22 protein-coding genes are annotated in these 25,982 nt (G+C 67.8%); 7 read left to right on the forward strand and 15 right to left on the reverse strand.

Features of this window, described 5'->3' with window-relative positions; genetic code table 11:
* Positions 1–57 precede the first annotated feature (57 nt).
* From cydD to ACWELQ_RS06110, 4 genes are all read right to left on the reverse strand, one after another.
* Positions 58–1,806: a thiol reductant ABC exporter subunit CydD gene (gene cydD / locus ACWELQ_RS06095; RefSeq protein WP_452395933.1), complete on the reverse strand. Its 1,749-nt coding sequence runs from the start codon at positions 1,804–1,806 to the stop codon at positions 58–60.
* 92 nt (positions 1,807–1,898) lie between these two features.
* Positions 1,899–2,948, reverse strand: a complete 1,050-nt coding sequence (gene cydB, locus ACWELQ_RS06100) for a cytochrome d ubiquinol oxidase subunit II (protein ID WP_452395934.1) — start codon at positions 2,946–2,948, stop codon at positions 1,899–1,901.
* A 9-nt stretch (positions 2,949–2,957) separates the two neighbouring features.
* The gene (locus ACWELQ_RS06105; protein ID WP_452395935.1) at positions 2,958–4,430 is read right to left on the reverse strand and encodes a cytochrome ubiquinol oxidase subunit I; all 1,473 of its coding nucleotides are present in this window, start codon (positions 4,428–4,430) and stop codon (positions 2,958–2,960) included.
* 124 nt (positions 4,431–4,554) lie between these two features.
* Complete coding sequence (locus ACWELQ_RS06110) at positions 4,555–5,481, reverse strand: aminodeoxychorismate lyase (RefSeq protein ID WP_452395936.1); 927 nt, start codon at positions 5,479–5,481, stop codon at positions 4,555–4,557.
* Between the two features lie 199 nt (positions 5,482–5,680).
* Between ACWELQ_RS06110 and ygfZ the strand changes: the two genes are divergently transcribed.
* The 4 genes from ygfZ to ACWELQ_RS06130 all read left to right on the forward strand — a co-directional run bounded on the left by ygfZ (position 5,681) and on the right by ACWELQ_RS06130 (position 8,859).
* Positions 5,681–6,796, forward strand: coding sequence for a CAF17-like 4Fe-4S cluster assembly/insertion protein YgfZ (gene ygfZ / locus ACWELQ_RS06115; protein WP_452395937.1), 1,116 nt, complete (start codon positions 5,681–5,683; stop codon positions 6,794–6,796).
* Entirely contained in the window at positions 6,793–7,479 is a 687-nt protein-coding gene (locus ACWELQ_RS06120; RefSeq protein WP_452395938.1) for an MOSC domain-containing protein, read from the forward strand. The genes ygfZ and ACWELQ_RS06120 overlap by 4 nt, the downstream gene beginning before the upstream one ends.
* Before the next feature lie 17 nt (positions 7,480–7,496).
* Entirely contained in the window at positions 7,497–8,459 is a 963-nt protein-coding gene (locus ACWELQ_RS06125; RefSeq protein WP_452395939.1) for an asparaginase, read from the forward strand.
* Positions 8,460–8,646: 187 nt separating this feature from the next.
* Entirely contained in the window at positions 8,647–8,859 is a 213-nt protein-coding gene (locus ACWELQ_RS06130) for a DUF3073 domain-containing protein (RefSeq protein ID WP_071811571.1), read from the forward strand.
* A 230-nt stretch (positions 8,860–9,089) separates the two neighbouring features.
* Here ACWELQ_RS06130 and purM read toward each other — a convergent pair whose 3' ends face one another.
* The 7 genes from purM to purF form a co-directional block, all read right to left on the reverse strand.
* The gene (gene purM / locus ACWELQ_RS06135; RefSeq protein ID WP_379354314.1) at positions 9,090–10,169 is read right to left on the reverse strand and encodes a phosphoribosylformylglycinamidine cyclo-ligase; all 1,080 of its coding nucleotides are present in this window, start codon (positions 10,167–10,169) and stop codon (positions 9,090–9,092) included.
* A gap of 99 nt (positions 10,170–10,268) precedes the next feature.
* Positions 10,269–11,987: an ABC transporter ATP-binding protein gene (locus ACWELQ_RS06140; protein WP_452395940.1), complete on the reverse strand. Its 1,719-nt coding sequence runs from the start codon at positions 11,985–11,987 to the stop codon at positions 10,269–10,271.
* On the reverse strand, positions 11,980–12,990 hold the full coding sequence (locus tag ACWELQ_RS06145) for an ABC transporter permease (RefSeq protein ID WP_452395941.1): 1,011 nt from the start codon (positions 12,988–12,990) through the stop codon (positions 11,980–11,982). Before ACWELQ_RS06145 ends, ACWELQ_RS06140 begins: the two co-directional genes overlap by 8 nt.
* A complete protein-coding gene (locus tag ACWELQ_RS06150) occupies positions 12,990–14,030 on the reverse strand; it encodes an ABC transporter permease (protein WP_452395951.1) in 1,041 nt (346 codons plus the stop codon). Before ACWELQ_RS06150 ends, ACWELQ_RS06145 begins: the two co-directional genes overlap by 1 nt.
* Before the next feature lie 53 nt (positions 14,031–14,083).
* Positions 14,084–15,637, reverse strand: coding sequence for an ABC transporter substrate-binding protein (locus ACWELQ_RS06155; RefSeq protein ID WP_452395952.1), 1,554 nt, complete (start codon positions 15,635–15,637; stop codon positions 14,084–14,086).
* A gap of 310 nt (positions 15,638–15,947) precedes the next feature.
* Positions 15,948–17,534 (reverse strand): ABC transporter substrate-binding protein, encoded by a 1,587-nt coding sequence (locus tag ACWELQ_RS06160; RefSeq protein ID WP_452395942.1) that lies wholly within the window; start codon positions 17,532–17,534, stop codon positions 15,948–15,950.
* Positions 17,535–17,793: 259 nt separating this feature from the next.
* Positions 17,794–19,359, reverse strand: a complete 1,566-nt coding sequence (gene purF, locus ACWELQ_RS06165) for an amidophosphoribosyltransferase (protein ID WP_452395943.1) — start codon at positions 19,357–19,359, stop codon at positions 17,794–17,796.
* Positions 19,360–19,473: 114 nt separating this feature from the next.
* Here purF and ACWELQ_RS06170 point away from each other — a divergent pair, with 114 nt between their 5' ends.
* The gene (locus ACWELQ_RS06170) at positions 19,474–20,844 is read left to right on the forward strand and encodes a YhgE/Pip domain-containing protein (protein WP_452395944.1); all 1,371 of its coding nucleotides are present in this window, start codon (positions 19,474–19,476) and stop codon (positions 20,842–20,844) included.
* On the opposite strand, the gene ACWELQ_RS06175 is transcribed toward ACWELQ_RS06170, so the two are convergent.
* From ACWELQ_RS06175 to ACWELQ_RS06185, 3 genes are read right to left on the reverse strand one after another with little or no spacing between them, the layout of a single operon-like run.
* Positions 20,845–21,228: a sterol carrier family protein gene (locus ACWELQ_RS06175; protein WP_452395945.1), complete on the reverse strand. Its 384-nt coding sequence runs from the start codon at positions 21,226–21,228 to the stop codon at positions 20,845–20,847.
* Between the two features lie 9 nt (positions 21,229–21,237).
* A complete protein-coding gene (locus ACWELQ_RS06180; protein ID WP_452395946.1) occupies positions 21,238–21,909 on the reverse strand; it encodes a CPBP family intramembrane glutamic endopeptidase in 672 nt (223 codons plus the stop codon).
* 2 nt (positions 21,910–21,911) lie between these two features.
* Positions 21,912–23,714: an alpha/beta hydrolase gene (locus tag ACWELQ_RS06185; RefSeq protein ID WP_452395947.1), complete on the reverse strand. Its 1,803-nt coding sequence runs from the start codon at positions 23,712–23,714 to the stop codon at positions 21,912–21,914.
* Positions 23,715–23,791: 77 nt separating this feature from the next.
* Between ACWELQ_RS06185 and ACWELQ_RS06190 the strand changes: the two genes are divergently transcribed.
* Complete coding sequence (locus ACWELQ_RS06190; RefSeq protein WP_452395948.1) at positions 23,792–24,079, forward strand: YiaA/YiaB family inner membrane protein; 288 nt, start codon at positions 23,792–23,794, stop codon at positions 24,077–24,079.
* A gap of 94 nt (positions 24,080–24,173) precedes the next feature.
* On the forward strand, positions 24,174–24,710 hold the full coding sequence (locus ACWELQ_RS06195; protein ID WP_452395949.1) for a hypothetical protein: 537 nt from the start codon (positions 24,174–24,176) through the stop codon (positions 24,708–24,710).
* A 76-nt stretch (positions 24,711–24,786) separates the two neighbouring features.
* On the opposite strand, the gene ACWELQ_RS06200 is transcribed toward ACWELQ_RS06195, so the two are convergent.
* The coding region (locus tag ACWELQ_RS06200; protein WP_452395950.1) for an AIR synthase related protein at positions 24,787–25,982 on the reverse strand (1,196 nt) is incomplete at its 5' end.

Consider the following 25,982-nt stretch of genomic DNA (forward strand, 5'->3'; position numbering starts at 1 on the left):
TGCGCTGGACGTGGACGTGGTGCTGAGCCCGTTCTTCAACACCCTGCCCATCCGCCGCTACCGTGGGTCGTCCGGGTTGGGCGTGGCATGGACCTCGACGATGTGGTCGGCGATCGCCAGTACAGAGGGCCGATGGGCCACCACCACGACCGTGGCTCCCGCGCGGGCGCGATCGACGAGGGCGGCGAGAACCGTTGCCTCGCTGGCGTCGTCGAGATGGGCGGTGGGTTCGTCGAGGAGCAGGATCGAGCGTGGGGCGGCCAATGTGCGAGTCAGGGCCAGGCGTTGGCGTTGGCCGAGGGAGAGGCCGGTGCCGCCGGTGCCTACGAGGGTGGACCAGCCGTCTGGGAGGTCGGCGAGGACGGTGTCGAAGCCGGTTGCGGTGCAGGCGGATTCGAGGTGGTCGGGTCCGGCGGGTGGGCCGAGGAGTTCGAGGTTGTCGCGGAGGGTGCCGGGGAGCAGGACCGGGCGTTGGGGTAGCCAAGCGACGTGGGACCACCAGTCGTCGGGGTCGAGGTCGGGTACCGGGGTGCCGTCGATCAGGACCTCGCCGGCGGTCGGGGTGATGAGGCCCAGGATCGCTTGCAGGGCGGTCGATTTGCCGCAGCCGTTGGGGCCGGTCAGCACCGTGACCGCACCGGGGCGGATCGAGGCGGAGAGGGCGTCGGGGGCGAAGCCGTCGCGGGCGGCGACGGTCAGGTCGTGGATGTCGATGTGCCCGTGCAGGTTCGGCATCGGAGCGCCAGCGGGTCGCGCGGGGCCGGTCTCGGCATCCGGCTCGTCGATGATCGCGAAAGCCTTGTCGGCGGCGACCATTCCGTCCTGGGCGGCGTGGAAGCGTTCGCCGACGGCGCGCAGTGGAAGGTAGACCTCCGGGGCGAGGATCAGCGCGAGCAGTCCGGCGTGCAGGCCCATGTGGCCGAAGACCAGGCGCATGCCGATCGAGACGGCGACCAGGGCCACGCACAGGGTGGCGAGCAGTTCCAGCACCATGGAGGACAGGAAGGCCAGGCGCAGGGCCGACATGGTGCGTTTGTGCAGCGCGTCGCCGAGTTCACGCACCCGGCCCGCCATGCTGTGCGGCGAATCCCCCACTGCCGCCGTGCTACCCGCGCCTGCCGAGGCGGCCGCCGCCTCGCCGGTGCGGCCGATCTCGCGGCCGAGGGCGCGCAGGGTCGGCATGCCCGCGAAGAGATCCAGCAACTGGTCCGACAGCCGTGTGGTGGCGGCCAGCGTGTCGGCTGACTTGCCCTGGGTGAGCAGCCCGATGAGGATCATGAAGATCGGGATCAGGGGCAGGGTGATGAGGATGATCAGGCCGGAGACCCAGTCGTGGACGGCGATGACGGCCAGCACGATCGGCGGCACCAGCATGGTGAGGATGAGGGCGGGCAGGTAGCCCGCGAGGTAGGCGCGCAGCCCGCTCAGCCCGGAGCCGACCACCACCGCGAGTTCGCCGCGGCGACTTTCCAATTCGCGCGGCGGGAGATGCGCTCCGGCATCCAGGGCCGCGGTTTCCAGCTCGGCGACCACCTGCGCCCCCGCCCGGTGGGCGAGGCGCGATTGCCACCAGGTGGCGGCGACCCGGCACAGCACGGCGACCGCGAAGATCACCAATTCGCCCGTCCAGGAACCGATCCGGCGTTGGTCGGGTTGCGTGATGACCCCGGCCAGCACGCGGGCCAGCGCGAGCGCCGCCACGACGATGCCGCCGGTGGTGATCAGCGACAGTCCCACACTCAGCCCGAGATATCTGCGTGCCGAGCGCGCGTGCCGCCACAGTCGCGGGTCCACCGGTCGTGCCATGGTCGATCTCCTCTGCGAAAGAACGGGCGTACCGGGTGTCACGCCGGTACGCCCGTTCTCGTTCAGCACTGCCTGTTTCGGTCGTACCTGGGTCAGCCCTTGGCGGATTCCATGGGCAGCCCGATCGGCGCGGGAATCTGCTCCATGGTGAGCCGCTTACGGAACACCCAGTACGTCCAGGTCTGGTACACCAGCACCACCGGAACCATGGCGACCGCGACCCAGCTCATCACCACCAGCGTGTAGTGCGTGGACGACGCCGACTTGGTGCCGTTGCGCCCATCCACGGTGAGGCTGTACGCGTCACTGATGGTGGAGGGCAACACATTCGGGAACAGCGCACCGAACAACAGCACGGTGGCCGCCGCGATGGTGATCGCGGTCCCGGTGAACGCCCAGCCGTCGCGGCCCTGGCTGGCGGCGAAGCCCGCGATCAGCAGCCCGATCACGGCCAGCGCCAACGGAATCCAGGTCCAGCCGTGCCCGTAGGCGAGCTGCGTCCAGATCCCGAACGCGGCCACCACGACCGCGGTGGGCACGAACAGCATCCGGATGAGCCGCTGGGCGTCGTCGCGCACCTCGTTGCCGGTCTTGAGGGCGATGAACACCGCGCCGTGCAGCATGAACAGCAGCAGCGTGGTCAGCCCGCCCAGCAGCGCGTACGGGTTGAGCAGGTCGAAGAGATTGCCCTCGATCTGCTTGTGCGCGTTGAGCTTCACGCCGCGCACGATATTGGCGAACGCGAGGCCCCAGGCCAACGCCGGGATCCAGGAGCCGAGCCCGATGCCGATATCGCACCACGTGCGCCAGCGCGGATCGTTGATCTTGCCGCGCCATTCGATGGCGCACGCCCGCGCGATCAGCCCGACCAGGATGAGCAGCAGCGCCAGGTAGAACCCGGAGAACAGGCTGGCGTACCACTCCGGGAAGGCCGCGAACATGGCGCCGCCGCCGGTGAGCAGCCACACCTCGTTGCCGTCCCACACCGGCCCGATGGTGTTGAGCACCACGCGCTTCTTCGTCTCGTCGCCGCGCCCGAGGATGGGCATGAGCATGCCGACGCCGAAGTCGAAGCCCTCCAGCACGAAGTAGCCGGTGAACAGGACCGCGATCAGGAGAAACCAGAATTCAGGGAGACTCATCCTCGGCTCCTAGTAGGCGAAGGAAAGCTTCTCGACGGGCTCCCCGGTCATCTTCGGGGTGTCGTCGGTGGACGGCTGTTCCGGTCCCGCGATCACGTAGCGGCGCATCAGGTAGAACCAGCCGATGGCCAGCAGCCCGTAGAGCGCGGTGAACACGATCAGCGAGGTGAGGATGGTGCCCGGCGAGACGCCGGAGACGCCCTGCTGCACCGTCATTCGAATGTGCTGATCCCCGGTCGGGTTGGGTGCCACCACCCACGGCTGACGCCCCATCTCGGTGAAGATCCAGCCGGAGATATTGCCCAGGAACGGGGTCGCGATGGCGATCAGCGACAGCCACGAGAACCAGGTCTGGTCCGGGACCCGGCCGCGGCGGGTGACCCAGAATCCGGCCAGCGCCAACAGGATCGAACCGGCCATCCAGGTGATCATGGCGCGGAAGGACCAGTAGGTGACGAACAGGTTGGGCCGGTAGTCGCCGATGCCGTACTTCTCGTTGTATTCGACCTGGAGGTCCTTGACGCCCTTGAGCGTGACGTCGCTGAACTTGCCCTCAGCCAAGTAAGGCAGCACGTACGGCACCTTGATGACGTGGGTGACGCTGTCGCAGTTGTTGTGCGTGCCGATGGTCAGCGCCGAGAAGTCCGGGTTGGTCTCGGTGTGGCACAACGATTCCGCCGACGCCATCTTCATGGGCTGCTGCTTGAACATCAGCTTGCCCTGGATGTCGCCGGTGAAGATGATCGCGACCGAGGCGATGAGCACCACGTACAGGCCCATCCGCGCGGCGGGCCGCCACATGGTGCGGGCGTCCTCGAGCGGCGTCTCGCTGCCCTCGGCCTTGGCCTTGCGGGCGTTGCGCACCATCCACCAGCCGCCGATACCGGCGACGAAAGTGCCTGCGGTGAGGAAGGATCCGGCCACCACGTGCGGGAAGGCGGCGAGGGTGGTGTTGTTGCTGAGCACCGCCCAGATGCTGTGCAGTTCCGCGCGCCCGGTCTCGGGGTTGTATTCCGCGCCGACCGGATGCTGCATGAACGAATTGGCCGCGATGATGAAGTACGCGGACGCGTTGACGCCGATGGCGACCAGCCAGATGCAGGCCAGGTGCACCTTCTGCGGCAGCTTGGTCCAGCCGAAGATCCACAGGCCCAGGAACGTCGACTCCATGAAGAAGGCGACCAGCGCCTCCATGGCCAGCGGTGCGCCGAACACGTCGCCGACGAAGCGGGAGTATTCGCTCCAGCCCATGCCGAACTGGAATTCCTGCACGATGCCGGTGGCGACGCCGAGGGCGAAGTTGATCAGGAACAGTTTGCCGAAGAACTTGGTGAGCCGCAGCCACTGTTCCTTGCCGGTGATCACCCAGGCGGTCTGCATGCCCGCGACGAGCGGGGCGAGGCCGATGGTGAGCGGCACCAGGATGAAGTGATAGACGGTGGTGATTCCAAACTGCCATCGCGCCAGATCTACGACGCTCATCCGACCTCCCTGCCTGTCTACGACATGACGTAGTAACAGACAGTACGCCTGCGGCAGCTCAGATCAACGTATGCCTCGCCACAGCGTGCCAGAAATTTGCCGGAATGTGACGGACACGCCGGTGTCACCAGTCGGCGAGACTCCCCGGCAGCGCGATACCGCGATTCACCATCTCGATGATCTCGCCCGCGTTCTCCGGCGCGGACATGCGCAGTCCGTCGAGCGAATTGACCCGCGCGGCCAGCGTCACCGACGACAGCAGCCACACCGCGTCGGCGGTGATCAGGTCGGCGACGAACAGCGGCTCGTAGCGGCAGTCCCAGCCCGCCTTCTCCGCCTGCGTGTACAGCGCACGCTGAGTCGTGCCCGGCAGCACGCCATTTCGCGCGGGCGGGGTGATGAGTTCGTTGTCCCGCTGCACCACGACCGTCGAGCGTGGCCCTTCCAGCACCCGATGCTCGGTGCTGGTGAAGATGACGTCGTCGGCGCCCATGCGCTGGGCGAAACGCAGCGCCGACATATTGGTCGCGTAGGACAGCGTCTTCGCGCCCAGCAGCAGCCACGGCGCGTTCTGCGCCAGATCGATGGAGATGCCCCGCGACAGCGTGATCGCCGAAACACCTTCGGTACGAGCCTTTTCCACGCGTTCCTGCACCGGAACCACCAAAACGTAACCGGTGGTGGCGGGTTCAGCTCCGGCCAGCACTCCACTCTGGTTAGCTGACCGTTCGCTACCTGATCCGTGATCGCCGTCACGCCCCCGGGTGACGATCATCCGCAGCGCGCCCTCGCGCGCCTTGCCCCACTCCTCGGCCGCCAGCTCCACCGCGAACCGCCACGCCTCGAGATCGGGCGCGGGCAACTCCAAGGCCTCCGCCGAGCGCCGCAGCCGCGCCAGATGCATCTCCAGCGCACACGGCACGCCCTCGCGCACCAGCACGGTCTCGAAGATGCCATCGCCGCGCAGCGCGCCGATGTCGTCCGCGTACAGCAAGGGCGTATCCGGATCCTGGATCGCGCCGTCGAGAGTCACCAGAACCCGTTCCACCATGCATCGACCCTATGACAGATGGCCCGTCACGGTGGGTTCAACCGCGCCGCCAAACTCGTCAAGCCACCTGGCAACCGACCGCCCACCCCGCCCTCGACGCAGAAGCGCCACCCGGCTCGGCAGCGCCACCACACGCCGTGCCGTCAAGGTCACGTAGAGGCGGACGAGCCGACCTGGCGGGTTGGCATAGGGTGGACGTGTGTCCTCCTCGGTAACGCCCAGTCCGATTCTGCAGGTTCCAGGGGCTGTCGCGGGGCTGCCGGGATCACCGGATGCCCCGGTCGCGTGGCATTACGGCGATCCGTTCGGCGAGCAGCGCGCGGCGGCGGAGCGGGTCGCGGTGGTGGATCGTTCCCACCGTTTCGTGCTCGCCATCACCGGCAAGGAACGCCTGACCTGGCTGCACACCATCTCCAGTCAGGCCGTCGCCGATCTGCGCGACGGAGACTCCGCGGAGGATCTGGACCTGGACCTCAACGGCCGCGTCCTCAACCACTTCGTGCTCACCGACCTCGACGGCACCGAGTGGATCGACACCGAGGCCGAGCGCGGCCCGGACCTGCTGAACTTCCTGCAGAAGATGGTCTTCTGGGCCGACGCCAAGCCCGTCGCCGCGAATGACCATGCGGTGCTGAGCCTGCTGGGCCCCGGCACCGGCGATCTCCTCGAAACCCTGGGCGTCCCAGCCCTTCCCGAGATCTACCGCGCGGTCCCGCTGCCCAGCGGCGGCTTCCTGCGCCGCATGCCCTGGCCCACCGCCGACTCCTTCGACCTGATCGTTCCCCGCGATCAGCTGGCCACCTGGTGGACGAAGCTGCGGGACGCGGGCGCGGCGGCCGCGGGCATGTGGGCCTTCGAGGCGCTGCGGGCGGCCGCGCTGCGCCCGCGCCTCGGCGTCGACACCGACGACCGCACCATCCCGCACGAGGTGAACTGGATCGGCGGTCCCGCCGAACACGGTGCGGTGCACCTGAACAAGGGCTGCTACCGCGGCCAGGAGACGGTGGCCCGGGTCCACAATCTCGGCAAGCCGCCCCGGCATCTGGTGCTGCTGCACCTGGACGGTTCCGCGGATTCCCGTCCGGAGACCGGTGATCCGGTGACCGCGGGCGGCCGCGCCGTCGGCGTGCTGGGCACGGTGATCGACCACTACGAACTCGGCCCGATCGCGCTGGCCCTGATCAAGCGCACCATCCCGGTCGACACCGAACTGACCGCGGGCCCGTGCGCGGCGGCCATCGACCCGGATTCGGTTCCCTCGCACGATGAACCGCAGGCCGGGCGCCTGGCCGTCGAGAAGCTCCGCGGCCGATGAGCGACCCGGTCGCGCGGCCGATCAGCGATACCGGCCGGGTGCTGGCCGTCTGCGTCCTGCACGCCGAGCTCGAGGTGCCCGCCAAGTCCAGCAAGGTGGGCCGCACCGCCATCGACAAACGTCCGGTGCCGCACCGGGTTCCGGTCCGCACGCTCGGCCTGGACGGCGACCACGTATGCGACACCGTGCATCACGGCGGCACCCATCAGGCCGTCTACGCCTACGCCGAGGAGGACGCCGCCCGCTGGGCCGGTGAACTCGGCCGCGCACTCGAGCCGGGCTGGTTCGGCGAGAACCTGCGCCTGTCCGGTCTGCGGGTCAGCGACGCCGTGCTGGGTGAGCGCTGGACCATCGGCGACACCTTGCTCGAGGTGTCCGCGCCGCGCGTCCCCTGCGCCACCTTCCAGTGGCGCAGCGGCGAGCCCCAATGGGTGAAACGCTTCACCGCACAGGCGGATACGGGCGCCTACCTGCGGGTGCTGACCGAGGGCTCGATCGGCGCGGGCGACGAGGTGCGGGTGGTGCACGTGCCCGCACACGGCGTCACCGTCCGCGACCTGTTCACCGGCGCGGACCCTAACCGGCTGGACACCCTGCTGGAATCCGAGCCCACCATTTCCGACGACGTGCGCATGCAGATCGACCGCCACCGTCGCCGGCACACCCCGGCGGCGAACCGATGACCGAAGGGAACGCAGGAATGAGCGTGGATCTCGTCGAGGTAGTGCGTTCCGGATTCCGGGAGTGCGTGCATCGCGGGTCGGCGGTGATCCTGCGGCCGGACGGTGAGCCGCTGGTGGAGGTGGGCGCCGTGCACGGCCCGATCTTCCCGCGCTCCACCAACAAGCCCATGCAGGCACTCACCTTGCTGCGCAACGGTTTCGAACCGCTCGACGACGCCGAGCTGGCCATCTCGACCGCCTCGCACTTCGGCGAGCCCGAGCATGTGGAGCTGGTGACCCGGCTGCTGGATCGCTTCGGCTGCACCGAGGATGATCTCGAATGCCCGCCGGATCTGCCGTTCGAGGAGCAGGCCCGCGCCCAGGTGCTGGCGGGCACCGACCGGTCCAAGGCCGCCCGCCGGGTCTACATGAACTGCTCCGGCAAACATGCCGCCATGCTGGCCACCTGCAAGGTCAACGACTGGCCCACCCGCGGCTACCTGGAGGTCGGCCATCCCCTCCAGCAAGCCGTACTGGAGACGGTCGCCGATATGACCGGGGAGCCGGAGACCGATCTCGGCATCGACGGCTGCGGCCTGCCGATCGTCCCGGTCTCGCTGGTGAACCTGGCGCGCGCCTACGCGCGTTTCGCCACCGGCGCGGAAGGTAGCCCGGAACGCCGGGTCGCGGACGCGATTCGCGCGCATCCGCGAGTGATTTCCGGCACGGACGGACCAGATTTCCGAGTCATGACCGCGACCCCCGGGCTGGTCTGCAAGATCGGCGCGGACGGCGTGCACGCGGGCGCGCTACCCGACGGCTCGGCCTTCGCCTACAAGATCGATGACGGCGCCGATCGCGCCCGGCTGCCCCTGACCCTGGCGATTCTCCAGCGTATGGGCGTGCCGTGGACCGACGCGCATGCCGAGCTGGCCGCCCCCGCGGTGCTCGGCGGAGGGGCCCGGGTGGGCATCATCCGAGCCATTCCCGGCGTGCTGTAGTCCCCGGTCGACGGGCTTTTCCGAACCCGGCGCGCCCCGGTGCGCCGGGCCTCGCGACGTTTATCCCCCACTCCTGGAAGCGCGACGCCCGGACACACGCTAAAGTGTTCGTCAGGAAGAGTATTAATTCGAACGGGGCCGCCAAACCCACCCCAGGCCGCCCCGCAGTGACGCGAGGGGGTCAGCCATGGGCCGTGGCCGGGCTAAGGCAAAGCAGACCAAGGTCGCACGGGAGCTCAAGTACAGCTCGCCGTCGACCGACTTCTCCAGCCTTCAGCGAGAGCTGTCGGGAAGTCCCTCCGACACGCAGCGGAGTGGTGTGCTTTCCGAAGAGCATGACGCGAGCGAATCGCGGTCGAGCTGGGAAGAAGAAGACAGCTACGACGACTGGCGTCGCTGACTCGATTTCGACGTACTGCAGGGGGAGGCCGATGGGCTTCCCCCTTTGGCACGTCGTTGTGAAGTCGACAAGCAGGCGGCGCTGAAGCTTGGCAGCAGCATTAGCGTCCCGTCCTCACCAAGGACGGGGCGTTCATTTGTGTGACCGGAAGTTGCCGCGCCACACGAAGATTCAGGCAAAACGAAAAAGCCCCGATCACTCCTCGAGCGATCGGGGCTTTTCGGTTGCGATCAGAAGCGCGGGTGGTCGCCGACGAGGACCGTGCGGGCCGAGTCGATGTCCTTGGCCTTCTTCACCGTGCCGAGGGTCCAGCAGTCGATGTGGCGGGCGGTGAGGACGGCCAGCGCGCGGTCGGCGTCCTCGGGGGCGACGACGGCGACCATGCCGACGCCCATGTTGAAGGTCTTCTCCATCTCGGCGCGCTCGACGCGGCCGCGCTGGGCGATCATCTTGAAGACCGGGGCCGGGTTCCAGGTGCCGCGATCCAGCTCGGCGACGAGGCCGGCCGGGAGCACGCGGGCCAGGTTGGCGGCCAGGCCGCCGCCCGTCACGTGGCAGAAGGTGCGCACGTCGGTTTCGGCGATCAGCGCCAGGCAGTCCTTGGCATAGATCTTGGTGGGTTCCAGGAGTTCCTCGCCGAGGGTGCGGCCGAACTCTTCGACGTGCCCGGTGAGGGACATGCGGTCGATGTCGAGCAGTACCTTGCGGGCCAGCGAGTAGCCGTTGGAGTGCAGACCCGAGGAGCCCATGCCGATGACGACGTCGCCCGGGCGGACCCGGTCGGGGCCGAGCACGGCGTCGGCCTCGACCACGCCGACGCCGGTGGCCGACAGGTCGTAGTCGTCGGCGCCCATCAGGCCCGGGTGCTCGGCGGTCTCGCCGCCGAGCAGAGCGCAACCGGCGATGACGCAACCCTCGGCGATGCCGGAGACGATCTGCGCGACCCGTTCCGGGACCACCTTGCCGACGGCGATGTAGTCCTGCAGGAACAGCGGTTCGGCGCCGCAGACGACCAGATCGTCGACGACCATGGCGACCAGGTCGAGGCCGACGGTGTCGTGCTTGTCGAGGGCCTGCGCGACGGCGATCTTGGTGCCGACGCCGTCGGTGGAGGCCGCGAGCAGGGGCTCCTTGTAGCCACCCTTCAATGCGAACAGGCCTGCGAAGCCGCCGAGTCCGCCCTGAACCTCGGGACGGCTTGCCTTCTTCGCCAGCGGCGCGAACAACTCGACTGCGCGGTCACCGGCCTCGATATCGACACCTGCCGCCGCGTAGGAGGCACCGGCACCGCTGGGGGTCTGTTCAGTCATTGTCGGGGAGAGCTCCAAGCCGAATCGGGTGGATAGATGCCTGATCACGGTACCGGAAGCGGATAACGAGCCCGCACCCGCTACGGTGCCTGACCGGTGTCATACCGTGCCAGCCTCCGCAAACAGGGCAGCCGTTTCGGTGCGGCGGCGACGCTGCTCGACCGGATCGGGGACCGGCACGGCGGCGACCAGGCGACGGGTGTACTCCTCGCGGGGGCGGCGAAGTATGTCGTCATTGTCGCCCTGTTCGACGACGGTCCCGTTGCGCAGCACCACGATCCGATCCGCGAGCTGATCCACCACGGCGAGGTCGTGACTGATGAACAGGCACGCCCAGCCGCATTCGCGCTGCAGTTCGGCGAACAGCTCGAGCACCCGTGCCTGCACGGAGACGTCCAGGGCGCTGGTGGGTTCGTCGGCCACCAGCAGGTCCGGATTCAGCACCAGGGCCCGGGCCAGGCTGACGCGCTGGCGCTGACCGCCCGAGAGCTCGTGCGGGTAGCGCGTTTCCACCCCGGCCGGGAGTTGCACGTCGTCGAGGAGGTGGCGGACGCGGTCGCGCGCGGCCTGGCCCTTGGCCTCCTTGTGGACGAGCAGCGGTTCGGCCACGCACTCGCCGATGGTGAGGCGCGGGTTGAGCGAGGTGGCCGGGTCTTGGAAGACGAAGCCGAAGCGGCGGCGGATGGGCCGCAGCTTGCGTTCGGACAGCCCGGCGATGTCGGTGCCGAGCACCCGCACGCTGCCCTCGGTGGGCCGCTGCAGGCCCGCCACGCAGCGGCCGATGGTGGATTTGCCGGATCCGGATTCGCCGACCAGGCCGAGGGTTTCACCGCGGCGCAGGCTGAGGCTGACCTCGTTGACCGCCCGGAAGTTGGGGCGGCCGAGCGGGGCCGGGAATTCCACCACCAGGTTCGAGACCTCGAGCACGGTTTCGGCGTCGGCCGGAACGGGTTCGCGGACGATGGTTTTCGCCAGGGCGGCCCCGGCCACGCTGCCGGTCGCCTCGTCGGCTTCCCAGTTGTCGGGCAGCACATGCAGTTTCGGCACGGCCGCGAGCAGGGCTCGGGTGTACTCGTGCTGCGGGTCGCTGAAGAGCTTGTCCACCTTGGCTTCTTCGACGATGCGGCCCTCGCGCATTACCACCACGCGGTCGGCGAGGTCGGCGACCACGCCCATGTTGTGGGTGATGAGGACGATGGCCGCGCCGATGCGATCGCGCAGATCCCGCAGCAGTTCCAGGATTTCGGCCTGGACGGTGACGTCGAGGGCGGTGGTGGGCTCGTCGGCGATGATCACCTTGGGTTCGCAGGCGATGGCGATGGCGATCACCACGCGCTGCTTCTGGCCGCCGGAGAGCTGGTGCGGGTAGTAGTCCACCCGCGCCTCCGGATCGGGCAGACCGACCGCGCGCAATAGTTCGATTGCCTTGGTGCGCGCGGCTTTCCGCTTCATACCGGAGTGTGCGCGCAGCGCCTCCCCGATCTGGAAGCCGACGGTGAACAGCGGGTCCAGGGCCGCGCCGGGCTCCTGGAACACCATGGAGATGGCCCCGCCGCGCAGCGCGGTGAGTTCCCGCTCGCTCATCTTGGTGACGGCCTTGGTGCCGAGCACGACGGTGCCGTTCACGCTGGCGGTGGGTGGCAGCAGGCCCATGGCGGTGCGGGAGCTCACCGATTTGCCGGAGCCGGATTCACCGACCACGGCCAGGACCTCACCCGGAAACACCTGGTAGGAAACGTCATTGACGGCCGTGACCGTACCGGCGTCGGTGGCGAAGCAGACGGTGAGACCGTCGAATGACAGAACGGGTTCAGGCATTGTCGGCCTCCTTCGCGGATTCGGTGGGATCGGCTTCGGCCGCCGCGGGTGCGGTGGCGACGCGGCGGGTGCGCAGCAGCGGGTTGAGCACCTCGTTGAGGCTCTCGCCGACCAGGGTCATGCCGAGCACCACCAGCACGATGGCCACACCCGGCCACACGCCGGTCCACCAGATGCCGTTGGAGACATCGGAGAGCGCCTTGTTGAGGTCGTAGCCCCATTCGGCGGCCTGGGTGGGTTCGATGCCGAAGCCGAGGAACCCGAGGCCCGCCAGCGTCAGGATCGCTTCCGCGCCGTTGAGCGTGATGAGCACCGGCAGCGACTGGGTGACATTGGCGAGGATGTGGCGGAACAGGATTCGCGTGGTGGACGCGCCGGTGACCCGCGCGGCGTCCACGTACGGTTCCTGTTTCACCGAGATGGTGGCATTGCGCACCACCCGGAAGTACTGCGGCACGAAGATCACCGTGATGGCGATGGCCGCCGACAGGATGCCGCCGAAGCTCGACGACTGCCCGCCCGACACCACGATCGAGACCACGATGGCCAGCAGCAGCGACGGGAACGCGTACATGGCGTCCATGAACAGCACCAGGATGCGGTCCACCCAGCTGCCGAGGTAGCCGGACACCAGGCCCAGCGGCACGCCCACGAACAGGGACAGCACCAGCGAGACCGCGATCACCGAAAGTGCCGTGCGCGCACCGAAGATGACACGGGAGAACACGTCCTCGCCGCGCACCGAGGTGCCGAACCAGTGCGCCGCCGAGGGGGCTTGCTGGCGCACGAAATCGACGCCGTCGGCGGTGCTCTGGGCGAAGCCGTAGGGCGCGATGAGCGGCGCGAAGATGGCGACCAGGATGAAGCCCGCGACCAGCGCGAGCCCCAGCAGCAGCGTCATCCGCTGCAGCCCGGAGGTCATGCGCACCAACCCCATTCCGGGAATCCGGAATTTGGCGCGGCTGGGCGGGACGACGTCGACGCCCGTTTCGATGACCGTCATCAGAACCTCACTCGCGGGTCGATCATCGCCACGATCAGGTCCACCAGGAAGCTCATGACCGCCACCACGATGGCGATGAACGCCACGATGCCCTGTACCGCGATGAAGTCGCGGGCTTGCAGGTAGGAGGCGAGCTGGTAGCCCAATCCCTTCCATTCGAAGGTGGTTTCGGTGAGGACCGCGCCGCCGAGCATCATGGCGATCTGCATGCCCATCACGGTCACGACCGGGATGAGGGCGTTGCGGAAGGCGTGCCGCCCGGTGACGGTGCGGTCGGAAAGCCCACGCGCGCGGGCGGCTTCGACGTAGCCCGAGCGCAGCGTCTGGATCAGGTTGATGCGCACCAGGCGCAGGAACACGCCCGCGGTGAGCAGACCCAGCGCGATGGCGGGCAGCACAGCGTGTTTCAGCACGTCCACGATGTAGCCCGTGTCCCCGTAGAGAATCGCGTCCACGATCATGATGTTGGTCTTCGGCGACACGTGCTGCAGCTGCAACTCGACATTGGTGCTGGCCCGTCCGGCAACGGGCAGCCAACCGAGTTTGACCGAGAAGATCAGCTTGAGCAGCAGGCCGACGAAGAACACGGGTGCGGCGTACACCAGGATGGCGAACAGCCGCAGGCTCACGTCGCGGGCCGAATCCCGTTTGGTGGCCGCGTATCTGCCCAGCGGCACACCGACCGCGAAGGCCACGATGAGCGACCAGAACACGAGTTCCAGGGTGGCCGCGCCATAGGTGACGATGACGTCGCTGATGGCCCGATTGTCCTGGGAGCGGCCGAAATCACCGCGCAGCAGTCCCGAGAGGTACTCCCAGTACTGGGTGAGGATGGGCCGGTTGAGCCCGGCCGCCTCCTTGCGCTCCTGGATCTGCGCGGGACTCAGGCGCCCGCCCATGGCGGCGCTGATCGGGTCACCGATCACCCGCATCAGGAAGAACACCAGGGTGACCAGGATCCAGGTGGTCGGGATGATGAGCAGGGCTCGCACCCCGAGGTAACGCAGCAGCGCACTGTAGCGGGAACTGCTGCCGCGCAATCGCTTTCCCGCCGGGCGGGCCGTCTCCGGCCCGCCCGTCTCCTCGATGGCCGTCACTTGCTCAGCACACCGAAGCGGAACTTGAAGGTGGGATCCAGGGTGTCGGCGACGCCCTGGACGTTCTTGCCCGCGACCGCGATATTGGTTCCGGCCAGCAGCGGCAGCATCGGCAGGTGGTCGTTGGCCAGCGAGAACTGCAGCTTCTTCAGGATCTCGGCGCGCTTGGCGGCGTCGGGTTCGGTGGTCTCCGCGGTGAGCAGCGCGTTGATCTGCGGATCCTCGAAGTGGTTCTGCAGCGTGTTGTTCGGCGCGAAGAACGGGGTCAGGTAGTTGTCGGCGTCCGGGAAGTCCGGGAACCAGCCGAACTGGTAGAGCGGGTAGGAGTCCTTCACCCGTTCATCCTGATACGAAACCCATTCGGTGGACTGCAGATTCACCTTGAACAGCCCGGTGGCTTCGAGCTGGTTCTTGATGGCCGCGTACTCCTCGGACGACGAGCCGCCGTAGTGGTCGGAGTTGTACTGCAGGTTCAGCGTGACCGGGGCGGCGACCCCGGCGTCGGCCAGGAACTTGGCGGCCGCGTCCTTGCTCGGCTTGGCCCCGTAGAGCTCCTTGTACGGTTCGGTCGCGCCGGTCGCGCCGGGCACCACCGACGAGTAGGCGGGCTTGTAGGTGCCCTTGTAGACGCCGGTCGCCAGGGCGTCACGATCGACGCTGGAGGCGATCGCCTTGCGCACGGCCAGTTTCTGGGCCGGGGTGCCGCCGGGCATGGTGTTCATGTTGAAGACGATGTAGCGCAGCTCTCCACCGGGCCCCTCATGCACGGTGACCTTGCTGTCGTTACGCAGCGAATCGATGTCGGTCGGGGTCAGGCTCCGGTAGGCGACATCGATATTGCCGTTCTGCACATCGAGCTTCAGGTTGGCGGCCTCGGCGTAGTACTTGACCGAGACGCCGTCGTTCTTGGGCTTGCCGAACAGGCCGTCATAGCCCGGGTTGGCCTTGTACTCGACCAGCTTGTTCTTCTCGTAGCTGGTGATGGTGTACGGGCCGGAGAAGGCGTTGGTCTTGACCACGTCCTCGTCGGCGAGCACCTTGTCGGCCGGGAAGCTCTTCTCGTCCACGATGATTCCCGCCTGGCTCGGCAGCACCGAGGCGAAGGTCTGATCGTTGGCGACCTTGAGCGTGAAGTTGACGGTCTGCGCGTCCGGCGCGTCCGTGTGGTCCAGGTTGCCCAGCAGCGAGGCGGGACCGTTGGGGTCGTTGATCTTCAGGATGCGGTCGAAGGAGAACTTCACGCTCGCGGCGGTGAGCGGGTTCCCGTTCGCGAACTTCAGGCCCGGCTTGACCGTGCAGCTGAAGACGGTCGGCGAGGTGAATCCGCACTTCTGCGCGGCGTCCGGCTCGGGGACCGTCTTGCCGGGCGCGAAGTTCAACAGGGTCTGGTAGATCTGCGTCTCGGCCTGCAGCGACCCGTTGTCGTAGGCCAGGGCCGGATCCAGCGAGAAGATCTTGTCCGTGGTGCCGACGGTGATTCCCGCGCCGCCGCCGGAGTCCCCGGTGCGTCCGGAGCCGCAGCCCGCGGCGACGAGTGCGATGCCTGCCATGCCGACCGCGGCGAAGGTCCTCGCCCGGTTCGTCTTCGAACCCATAGTGCTCATCTCTCGAAACTCGGGCGGTGGCCGTCCGGATCGCGGACGTCACACCGCCACAGCGTGATGTGTCTCGGCGCACCGTAGTAACGGTTTGTTGCCTCTGTGTTGCCGGGGTACAGATGTATAAAACGAGAGCTACGAAAACTGGTTATAACCAGCTGAAACTACGGTGAACATCTTTCAAAACTGGATAGTTTCCAGCGGCAATGCATAACTACCAACGGAAGGGCCCGCCCGAAGCGCTCGACGGGCCCGCCGCCGGTTATTTGCTCAGCACACCGAAACGGAACTTGGACGACGGGTCCAGGGTCGAGTCCACGCCCTGCACGTCCTTGCCCGCCACCGCGATCTGATTGCCGGTCAGCAACGGCACGATGGGCAGGTAGTCCGCCATCAGATCGTGCTGCAGGGTGGCCAGCACGGCGGCGCGCTTGGCCGGATCCCCTTCGGTCAGTTCGGCATTCAGCTGCGCGGTGATCTTGGGATCACCGAAGTGGTTGCGCAGGAAGTTGTCCTCGGTGAAGAACGGGCGCAGGTAGTCGTCAGCGTCCGGATAGTCCGGGAACCAGCCGAACTGGAACACCGGGTAGCCGTCGGAGGAACGCGCCTTCTGATAGGCGACCCACTCGGTGGACTGCAGGTTCACCTTGAACAGCCCGGTGGACTCGAGCTGGTTCTTGATCGCCGCGTACTCCTCCGAGCTGGCGGAACCGTAGTGCTCGGTGGTGTATTGCAGGTTCAGTTCGACCGGTGTGGCCATCCCCGAGTCGGCGAGGAACTTGGCGGCCGCGTCCTTGTTCGGCTTGGCACCGTAGATGTCCTTCAGTGCCTCGGTCGCGCCCGGAACACCCTTGGGGACAGGCGAATACAGCGGCGACCAAGTGCCCTTGAAGACGCTGGTGGCCAGCGCGTCACGGTCGATCGTGGTGGCCACGGCCTTGCGCACGGCCAGCTTCTGGGCGGGATTGCCGCCGGGCTGGGTGTTGAGGTTGAACACGATGTAGCGGGTGTCGCCGCCCGGCGACTGATGCACGGTCACCTTGCCGTCGTTGCGCAGCGAGTCGAGGTCCGTCGGCGACAGTGTGTGCCAGACGACGTCGATATTGCCCTGCTGCACATCGAGTTTCATGTTCGACGCTTCGGCGTAGTACTTCACCGTGACGGTGTCGGACTTGGGCTTGCCGAACAGGCCGTTGTAGTCGGGATTCGACTTGTACTCCACCAGCTTGTTCTTGTCGTAGCTGGAGATGGTGTACGGACCGGAGAACGGCTTGGCCTTCACGATGTCCTCGTCGGCCATGATCTTGTCGGCCGGGAACACCTTCTCGTCCACGATGGCCGCCGCCTGGGTGGGCAGGATGGCCGGGAAGGTCTGGTCGTTGGCCTGCTTGAGGGTGAAGTTGACGGTCTTGTCGTCGGGGGCGTCGGTGCTGGCCAGGTTGTCCAGCAAGGCTTTCGGGCCCTGCGGGTCGTCGATCTTCACCATGCGGTCGAAGGAGAACTTCACGCTCTTGGCGGTGAGCGGGTCACCGTTGACGAACTTCAGTCCCGGCTTGAGCGTGCAGCTGTAGACGGTCGGCGAGGTGAACCCGCAGTGGTCGGCCGCATCGGGTTTCGGGGTGGCGTCGCCCGCCGGGAAGTTCAGCAGGAATTGGTAGACCTGGGTTTCGGCCAGCAGCGAACCGTTGTCGTACGCCTTGGCCGGATCGAGTGAGGTGACCTTGTCGGTGGTGCCGACCAGGATGCCGGCGCTGCCCCCGCCGCCTCCCGTCTTCCCGGAACCGCATCCGGCTATCGCAAACACGGCGAGACCGGCGAAGCCGACTGCCGCAACTTTTTTCGCGCGCATGTACTGCCCTTGCTCTCGAACACGCAGCGGCGGCGGCCGGGTCACGGGCCCGCCGCGCCGCGGTGGACATCTCTTGGCTGGGCACAGTATCGACCGGTTATAACCGGAGTGTTGCGTTTCTGGACAATCGGTACATAAATTGCGCCATCCGCGCGCACGCGCCGTTGGCGCAACTGCGCCACGGGATTTTCCTGTTCAGAGCGGGAAAAGCACAGTGCCCGCCCGCGATTACGCGGACGGGCACCGGAAAGCGCTGGTACTACGGACGGCTCAGGGCCGAGGCGTTGGCGTTGTCGGCGAGCAGCTCCGACTCGGTCGCGCCGGAGAGCATGCCCTCGAGAACGTTCTTGCCGATGGCCGATTCGACCGGCAGCGCGATCGGGTAGTCGCCGTCGAAGCAGGCCGAGCACAGGCGCGAGCGCGGCTGCTCGGTGGCGGCGATCATGCTGTCGATGGAGATGTAGCCGAGGGTGTCCGCGCCGATGGAACGTCGCACCCCATCCACCATCTCGTCGAGGCTCTCCCCCGCGATGCCGTCGGGGCCCGCGCCATTGGCGATCAACTCCGCGCGGGAGGCGAAGTCGATGCCGTAGAAGCACGGCCACTTGACCGGCGGCGAGGCGATCCGCACGTGGATCTCCAACGCGCCCGCCTCGCGCAGCATGCGGATCAAGGCCCGCTGGGTGTTGCCGCGCACGATGGAGTCGTCCACCACGATCAGCCGCTTGCCGCGGATCACCTCGCGAAGCGGGTTGAGCTTCAATCGGATTCCGAGCTGGCGGATGGTCTGGCTGGGCTGGATGAAGGTGCGGCCCACGTAGGCGTTCTTCATCAGCCCCTGCCCGTAGGGCACACCCGAACCCTGCGCGTAGCCGACGGCGGCCGGGGTGCCGGACTCCGGCACCGGGATGACCAGGTCGGCCTCGATGGGATGCTCGGCGGCCAGGCGGCGGCCGATGTCCACGCGGGTGGCGTGCACGCTGCGACCGGAGATGGTCGAGTCGGGCCGGGCCAGGTAGACGTATTCGAAGACGCAGCCCTTGGGGGTCGGGTTGGCGAAGCGCAGCGAGCGCACCCCGTCCGCGTCGATGGCGAGCAGCTCGCCGGGTTCGATCTCGCGCACGAAGGACGCGCCGACGATATCGAGGGCCGCCGTCTCGCTGGCAACTACCCAGCCACGATCGAGGCGGCCCAAACATAGTGGGCGCACGCCGTGCGGGTCACGCGCGGCGTAGAGCGTGTGCTCATCCATGAAGGTGAGGCAGAACGCCCCCTTCAGCGTCGGCAGCAACTCCATGGCTGCCTGTTCGATGCTCTTGTCGGCCGCGGAGTGCGCCAGCAGCGCGGTGACCACGTCCGAGTCGGAGGTGGCGGCGATCGTGCCCGCCAGGCGGCCGGTGACCAGGCCGAGTTCCCGTGCCCGCGCGCTCAGTTCGGCGGTATTGACGAGATTTCCGTTGTGGCCCAGGGCGATTCCCGTGCCGACCGCGGTGGTGCGGAAGATCGGCTGGGCGTTCTCCCAGGTGGTGGATCCGGTGGTGGAGTAGCGGCAGTGGCCGACGGCGACGTGGCCGGGCATGGCCGCCAGCGTCTGTTCGTCGAAGACCTGGCTCACCAGGCCGAGATCCTTGAAGACCAGCACCTGTGAACCGTCGGCGACAGCGATACCCGCCGCCTCCTGACCCCGGTGCTGCAATGCGTAAAGTCCGTAGTACGTGAGCTTTGCCACATCTTCGCCCGGAGCCCAGACACCGAACACGCCGCACTCTTCGCGCGGTTCGTTCTCGTCCTGGTCGGGGGTGGTGGCAGCGAGGGGGAGAGACACCAGTTTGCTCCCTGTTCGGCGGGCTGGGGGCGAGAGCCATTCTACGGGTAACCGCAAGGCAACCCACCGTTGGGATAACCGAGATGGCGCGGCGTTTGCTGTTAGCGTTCGACCGTGACGAGCACGGAGACCACCGGGGGCACGGAACCCACGCCGAAGCGCAGGCATTTGAGCCCGATCAGGTGGGCATTCCCCATCATCGTCGTGACCCTGCTGGCCTCGCTGCTGGGCGTCATGTACCTCGATTACGTGGTCGATCCGGAGAAGAATCTGCACGACTTCCCGATCGCGCTGGTCAACCAGGATGTGGGCGACGATATCGGCGGCAAGCACGTCAACTTCGGCGATCAGGTCGCCGATGGTTTGCGGAAAGCGGTGCCGTCGGATCAGATCGATCTGCAGGTGCTCGGCATCAACGAGGCGCAGTTGCGCATGCAGTCGGCGCAGGTCTACGGCACCATCATCATTCCCTCCGACTTCACCAAGCGACTGGGCATTCTCGGCGTCGGCAGCGTGGTGCCGGGCGACATCTCCAAACCGGAGCTCATCCTCCAGACCAACCCGCGCACCGGGGCTTTCGCGACCGCGGTCGTGCAGAAGTTCGGCGAGCAGGCCCTGACCCAGGTGAACGCGCAGGTCGGCACGCAGCTGACCGAGCAGGTGAAGGCGCAGCTCGCGCCGCCGCCCGGCGCGCCCCCGACGGAGCTGACCGCGGCCACCCGGCTGGTGCTGTCACAGCCGTTGAATGTGGTGGTCAACCAATTCTGGCCGCTGCCCGGCGGTTCCGGAGAGGGGCTGACCGCCTTCTTCTACAGTCTGCTGCTCCTGCTGGTCGGCATGGTCGGGGCGATGATCATCCACCAGCTCATCGATTCGGCGCTCGGCTTCCTGCCGACCGAGTGGGGTCCCTGGTACGTGCACTATCCGCGCGCGTCGATCTCGCGATTCAAGACGCTGCTGATCAAGTGGTCGGCGGTGGTGGTGATGGCGGTCGTCGTCTCGGGCGCGCTGATGGGGATCGCGCACGCGCTGGGCATGCCGATCGACCGCCCGCTGCTGTTGTTCCTCTACGGCGTCCTGGTGATGTGCGCGGTCGGCTTCACCTGCACCTCGACGCTGGCGGCGGTCGGCACCTCCGGGCTGATCATCAACTTGATCATCTTCATCATCCTGGGCCTGCCCTCCTCGGGCGGCACCATCCCGATCGAGGCCACGCCCAAGTACTTCGGCTGGTTGGCCAAGTTCGAGCCCATGCACCAGGTCTTCCTGGGCACCCGCTCGATCCTCTACTTCTACGGCGACGGCCAGGCCGGCCTCACCCGCGGCGCGTGGATGGCCGTGCTGGGCCTGGCCATCGGCATCCTCGGCGGCCTGTTCATCACCCGCTTCTACGACCGGAAGGGCTTGGAGCGCAAGCCCGTCGACCTCGACGCCACGCGCGGCGACACCGGCGGCGGCCGCCACGCCAAGCCCGCCGACGCCTAGCTAGACCGGCACGATCGGCAGCCAGCGGGCGACCTCGCCCGCCCGGCTGCCGGATGCGCTCAACGCCCCCGACTCCACCGCGTCCTCGAACTCCAGCAGTCCGGTAGCCAGCAACAACCACGTACGCGGGTCCGTCTCAACCACATTCGGCGGCGTCCCCCGCGTATGCCGCGGCCCCTCGATGCACTGCACCGCCACGAACGGCGGCACCCGCACCTCCACCGAATGCCCCGGCGCATCCCCCGCCAACGCCCGCGCCGTCCCCCGCACCGCCGCCGCGATCTCCGCCCGCGCAGGCTTCCCGACCGACTCGTCCCGCAGCCACTCCCCCACGACGGCCACCGCCGCCCGCACCTGAGCCGGATCCACCGCACCTCGCGCCATCCCGCGAGGCTACCGCCGACCCCCGACGGAACCGTCCGCCCGGTCTCGAAGGCGGCGGGCGAGGCGCGGGGCCAGCGCCCCACCGGCATTGAGGGCCAGATGTAGCAGCGCTGGGGCGGTCGCACTTCCGGTGTGGCGGCGCAGACGGTCGAAGAACAGGCCGGCCACGGTGGTGAGGGCGACCGTGGCCGCGACGGGATCGGCCGCGGCCCGGGCGGGCCGGATATGGGAGAGGCCGAAAACCAGTGCGCCCACGCCGGTTCCGGCCACTCCGGCGAACTGCTCGAGCAGCGGGGTCAGGGTCGAGCGGTAGACGAGTTCCTCGGTGAAGACCGTGCCGCCGGGGATGTGCAGGGCGGTCCACTCCACGGTGTGCACGGCCGGGCCGCGGTCGTCGAGCCCGGCCAGATGGCGGCGGGTGGTCGGAATGGCCAGGGCCGCCGCGTATCCGGAGAGCACCAGTCCGCCCGCGATCGCTCCGACGCGTAATCCGCGCGGCGACAACCAGTTCGGCGCACCGCGAAAGATGAGCGTGTACGCGGCAGCGAAGGCGGTGTTGGCGGCGGTGCGGCCGCGAATCTCCAGGTTCAGGGCGGGCAGGACCCGGTTGCTCCACAACAGCGGGAGCGCCATGGCCGCAAGGGCTTTGGGATGCGGAAACGCACCGGCCGGGGTGCGCACGGCTACTTCACCGCTCGTTCGTAGGCTTCGGCGAGTTCTATCTGGGTGCGGATGCGTTCGCCGAGGTCGGGGGTCCAATCGGGAGGTGCGGCGATGGCGGCCCAGCCGTCGAGGACGAGGGAGCCGTAGCGGTGGCCGTGACCGTCGCTGACACCCTGGGCGTTGGTGAGGTCGGCGACTACCTGCCAGAAGGTGACGAAGGGCCACCAGCGCATTTGGGGTGAGACGTCGGCGCCGCGGGGTTCGGAGAGCCAATCCGGTTGGGAGAAGATGAGATCCGAGGACCACCAGACGATGGGGTCGGAGGGGTGTTGCAGGTAGGCGATGCGGGGCTTGCGCCAGTCCGGGGAGGGTTTGCCGAGATCGGCCGCGGTGGCGGCGAATCGGACCACCAGGCCGTCGGCGTAGGTGGGATCCACCTCGTGGGTGCCGGGATCGCGGCGCTGGACGAACTGCTGCCACAACCGATTCGAGTTGGGCGGGCCCACCCACAGCGCGCCGTCCACCTTGGAGCGCAGGTCGGCCAGGCCGTCGAAGGCCGATTCCGAGCCCTGCGAGCCCAGGGATTCGCCGTACACCAGCAGTTTCGGCCGATGGTCGGCAGGTTTCTGCTCCCAGCGCCGGTAGACCGCGTCGAACATCTTGCGGCCGTTGATCGCCACCTTCTGCCGGTCCGCGAGGAACGACAGCACGCTGGGCAGATAGGAGTACTGCGAGGCCACGATGGCGGTGTCGCCACCCCACATGTACTCCAGTGCGGCGGCGGCCTCCCCGTTCACCCAGCCGGTGCCAGTGGTGGTGGCCAGCACCAGCACCTTGCGGTCGAAGGCCCCGGTGCGGTCGAGTTCGGCGACCGCGAGATCCTCCTCGGTGGTGTCCGAGCCCGCGGACTGCAAACCCACGTACACCCGGATCGGTTCGCGCGCGGGCTTTCCCGTGACGGCGCTGATCAGCATGGGGTCTGGCCCGTGTGAGACGAACCAGCGGCCTTCGGAGCCGAGGGTCTCCCATTTCGCCAGCGACGCCGGGCTGCCGGAGCGCTCGGGTTTGGTCGGCTGCACCGCGTACGGGGTCATCTTGTCGTTGCGGACGCTGAACGCGGAGTTGGCGACCGCGAAGAACGCGCGGGTGGCGACACCGTTGAACAGGGTCACGATGAGCACGGTGAGCAGCAGCGCGCCGAGCGCGGGCGCGAAGGTGGGCGGCACCCGCACCCAGCGGCTGAGCAGCCGGGCCAGCAAGCGCACGGCCGTGCGCAGCGTCCGGTACACCGCCACCACGAGCGCGCCGACCGCGAAACTCAGTCCGCCCGTGCGCAGATACGCGGCACGGGTGGTGCCCTCCATGTCCATGAGCGTGGTGATCTCGCGCTGCCAGTCGGCCGAGAGCACCAGCATGTACCCGGCCACCAGGACGCAGGCGATCACCACGACCACCTTGACCAGGTACCGCACCCACTCGGGCGGCGTCTCGACCTTGATGCGCGGCCGAATCCACTTGCGGAACAACCACTGCAGCACACACCCGACGCCGTACCCGATGGCCGCGTTGACGCCGGAGATCAAACCCTGGAACAGCCAGTCGCGCGGCACCAGCGACGGCGTCACCGACCAGGCGAAGAAGAGGGTGGCCACCACGAGCCCGGTGTGATTGAGGTCGATGATGTCCTCGACCTTGCGCGCGAACACCGCGACTTTGCGACCCCACCCGCGCCGGAACGGTTTCCGGTACGCCACCACGCCGCGCGCGTAGAGCACGGTGCCCCGCGTGCGCCACCGTGTCAGAGCGTCGACGGGTTCGGGCACCCGTCAAGTATCTACCCATGGCGCTCGAGTAGTTGTACTCGGTCGATCATGGGGGCGCGTCGACAGACTCGAGGACCATGAGCACCCCGAGCGCACAGCACAAGAGCACCACGGCGTTTCTGGCTCAGGCCATGATCGCCTTCGGAATCAGCTTCTCCGCCTTGATAATCGGCATCGCCTACCTGCCCCTGGACATGTGGCAGCGCGGATTCCTCCTGATGGCAACGCTCTTCCTCGTGAGCAGCTGCTTCACCCTCGCGAAGGTCATCCGCGATCAGCACGAGTCCTCGAAGGTGCACAGCCGCATCGACGAGGCCCGAATGGAAAAGCTGATGGCCGAGCACGATCCCTTCAAGATCAACTGATCCGCGGGTTTCTCCTCGGGCGTCCGCACTTCTGGGTAGGCTCCGTCATTACCTTTGATAAACAAAGGTTTTTCATTATGGGGAGAACGAACGTATGAAGATGTCGGTCCTCGGTGGGTCGAGTGTCGGCTTCGCTGCCATGGCAGCGGCGGGGGTGGCCACTATCCTGACAGCCACGACCGCCTCTGCCGGGGTAGTCAACACCATGCAGTTGCAGGCATCCACGGCCTACTGCGTCGGCACCACGTACACGATCACGGTGGCGGCCGCCGATGCCACGGCACTCATGGCGCAGGCGCCGGGCTACCAGAACGTCGAGTTCGCCTGGGCGACATACCCGGAGGGCGGCACCATGGAAATCGCCACGGTGCCCTACGTCGCGGGCCAGGGCCTGAGCGTGAAGTGGACGCCCACCTACGCGGGAGCCACGACTCTGACGGCGTTCGCCACCGACGCGGTGAAGGGTCCCAACGCGGAGATCGACGACATGCTCGCCCCGGTCAATGTCGTGCAGACCGCGCCCAGCGGCGCGAGCTGCACGCCGACCGCACCCGGCGGCGGCACGGGCGGAACCGGCAGCGCGAGTTCGATTCCGGTGGTCGGCCCACTGCTGGGCAGCCTGTCGCAGTAGTCGCGGCAACGCGAAAGCCCGCCGAATCCGATACGCGGAGTACCGGATTCGGCGGGCTTCGTCGTCTGCTACCCGATCAGTGGTCGGAGTTGCCGAACAGGGCCGGGAGGGTGGCCTCGTGGGCGGCGCGCAGCTCGTCGAGCTTGACGCTGAACTGGCCCTGCACCTCGACGGAGTCGGAGCCGTCGTCGACCACGCCGATGCGGGCCCACGGGAGGCCGCGGGCGTCGCACATCTTGCTGAAGCGGGTTTCCTCCGAGCGGGGGACGGCCACCAGGACGCGGCCCGCGGATTCGGAGAAGAGGGTGACGAACGGGTCGGCGCCCTCGGGAAGGATGATGCGGCAGGCGGTTTCACCGGCCAGCGCGGCCTCCACGACGGTCTGGATCAGGCCGCCCTCGGAGATGTCGTGGGCGGCGGAGACCATGCCGTCGCGCGAACCCGACACCAGGATGTCGGCGATCAGCTGCTCGCGGGCGAGATCGACCTTGGGCGGCAGGCCGCCGAGGTGGTCGTGCTCGACCTGCGCCCAGATGGAACCGTCGAGCTCGTCGCGGGTCTCGCCGAGCAGGATCAGGGTCTCGCCCGGCTCGGTGCCCAGACCGGTCGGGATGCGGCGGTGCACATCGTCGATGACGCCGAGCACGCCGACCACCGGGGTCGGCAGGATGGCGGTCTGGCCGGTCTGGTTGTAGAAGGACACATTGCCGCCGGTGACCGGAATGCCCAGCGCCGCACAGCCGTCCGCGAGACCGCGCACGGCCTGCTGGAACTGCCACATGACGCCCGGATCCTCCGGCGAACCGAAGTTGAGGCAGTTGGTGACGGCCTTCGGGATCGCGCCGGTGACGGCGACATTGCGGAACGCCTCGGCCAGCGCCAGCTGCGCGCCGGTGTAGGGGTCCAGCTTGGTGTAGCGGCCCGACGCGTCGGTGGCCAGCGCGATGCCGCGGCCGGTCTCCTCGTCGATGCGGATGACACCGGCGTCGGCGTTCTCCGCCAGCACGGTGTTGCCGCGCACGTAGCGGTCGTACTGCTCGGTGATCCACTTGCGCGAGCACAGCTGCGGGCTGGCCAGCATCTTGAGCAGGGTGGCGCGCAGTTCGTCACCGGTCTTGGGGCGGTTCAGGGCGGCGGCCGAATCCGCGTTCAGCGCATCCTGATCCGCGGGCCGCTGCACCGGGCGCTCGTAGACCGGGCCCTGGTGGGCGACGGTGCGCGGCGGCACGTCCACCACGGTCTCACCGTGCCAGGTGATGAGCAGGCGGTCGC

It is taken from the genome of Nocardia sp. NPDC004722 (assembly GCF_053601505.1).

Coding starts and splice junctions, on each gene's coding strand:
- cydD (WP_452395933.1), bottom strand. CDS start 1,806: ATGGCACGACCGGTGGACCCGCGACTGTGGCGGCACGCGCGCTCGGCA.
- cydB (WP_452395934.1), bottom strand. CDS start 2,948: ATGAGTCTCCCTGAATTCTGGTTTCTCCTGATCGCGGTCCTGTTCACC.
- ACWELQ_RS06105 (WP_452395935.1), bottom strand. CDS start 4,430: ATGAGCGTCGTAGATCTGGCGCGATGGCAGTTTGGAATCACCACCGTC.
- ACWELQ_RS06110 (WP_452395936.1), bottom strand. CDS start 5,481: ATGGTGGAACGGGTTCTGGTGACTCTCGACGGCGCGATCCAGGATCCG.
- ACWELQ_RS06120 (WP_452395938.1), top strand. CDS start 6,793: ATGAGCGACCCGGTCGCGCGGCCGATCAGCGATACCGGCCGGGTGCTG.
- ACWELQ_RS06125 (WP_452395939.1), top strand. CDS start 7,497: ATGAGCGTGGATCTCGTCGAGGTAGTGCGTTCCGGATTCCGGGAGTGC.
- ACWELQ_RS06130 (WP_071811571.1), top strand. CDS start 8,647: ATGGGCCGTGGCCGGGCTAAGGCAAAGCAGACCAAGGTCGCACGGGAG.
- purM (WP_379354314.1), bottom strand. CDS start 10,169: ATGACTGAACAGACCCCCAGCGGTGCCGGTGCCTCCTACGCGGCGGCA.
- ACWELQ_RS06140 (WP_452395940.1), bottom strand. CDS start 11,987: ATGCCTGAACCCGTTCTGTCATTCGACGGTCTCACCGTCTGCTTCGCC.
- ACWELQ_RS06145 (WP_452395941.1), bottom strand. CDS start 12,990: ATGACGGTCATCGAAACGGGCGTCGACGTCGTCCCGCCCAGCCGCGCC.
- ACWELQ_RS06155 (WP_452395952.1), bottom strand. CDS start 15,637: ATGGCAGGCATCGCACTCGTCGCCGCGGGCTGCGGCTCCGGACGCACC.
- ACWELQ_RS06160 (WP_452395942.1), bottom strand. CDS start 17,534: ATGCGCGCGAAAAAAGTTGCGGCAGTCGGCTTCGCCGGTCTCGCCGTG.
- ACWELQ_RS06175 (WP_452395945.1), bottom strand. CDS start 21,228: ATGGCGCGAGGTGCGGTGGATCCGGCTCAGGTGCGGGCGGCGGTGGCC.
- ACWELQ_RS06190 (WP_452395948.1), top strand. CDS start 23,792: ATGAGCACCCCGAGCGCACAGCACAAGAGCACCACGGCGTTTCTGGCT.
- ACWELQ_RS06195 (WP_452395949.1), top strand. CDS start 24,174: ATGAAGATGTCGGTCCTCGGTGGGTCGAGTGTCGGCTTCGCTGCCATG.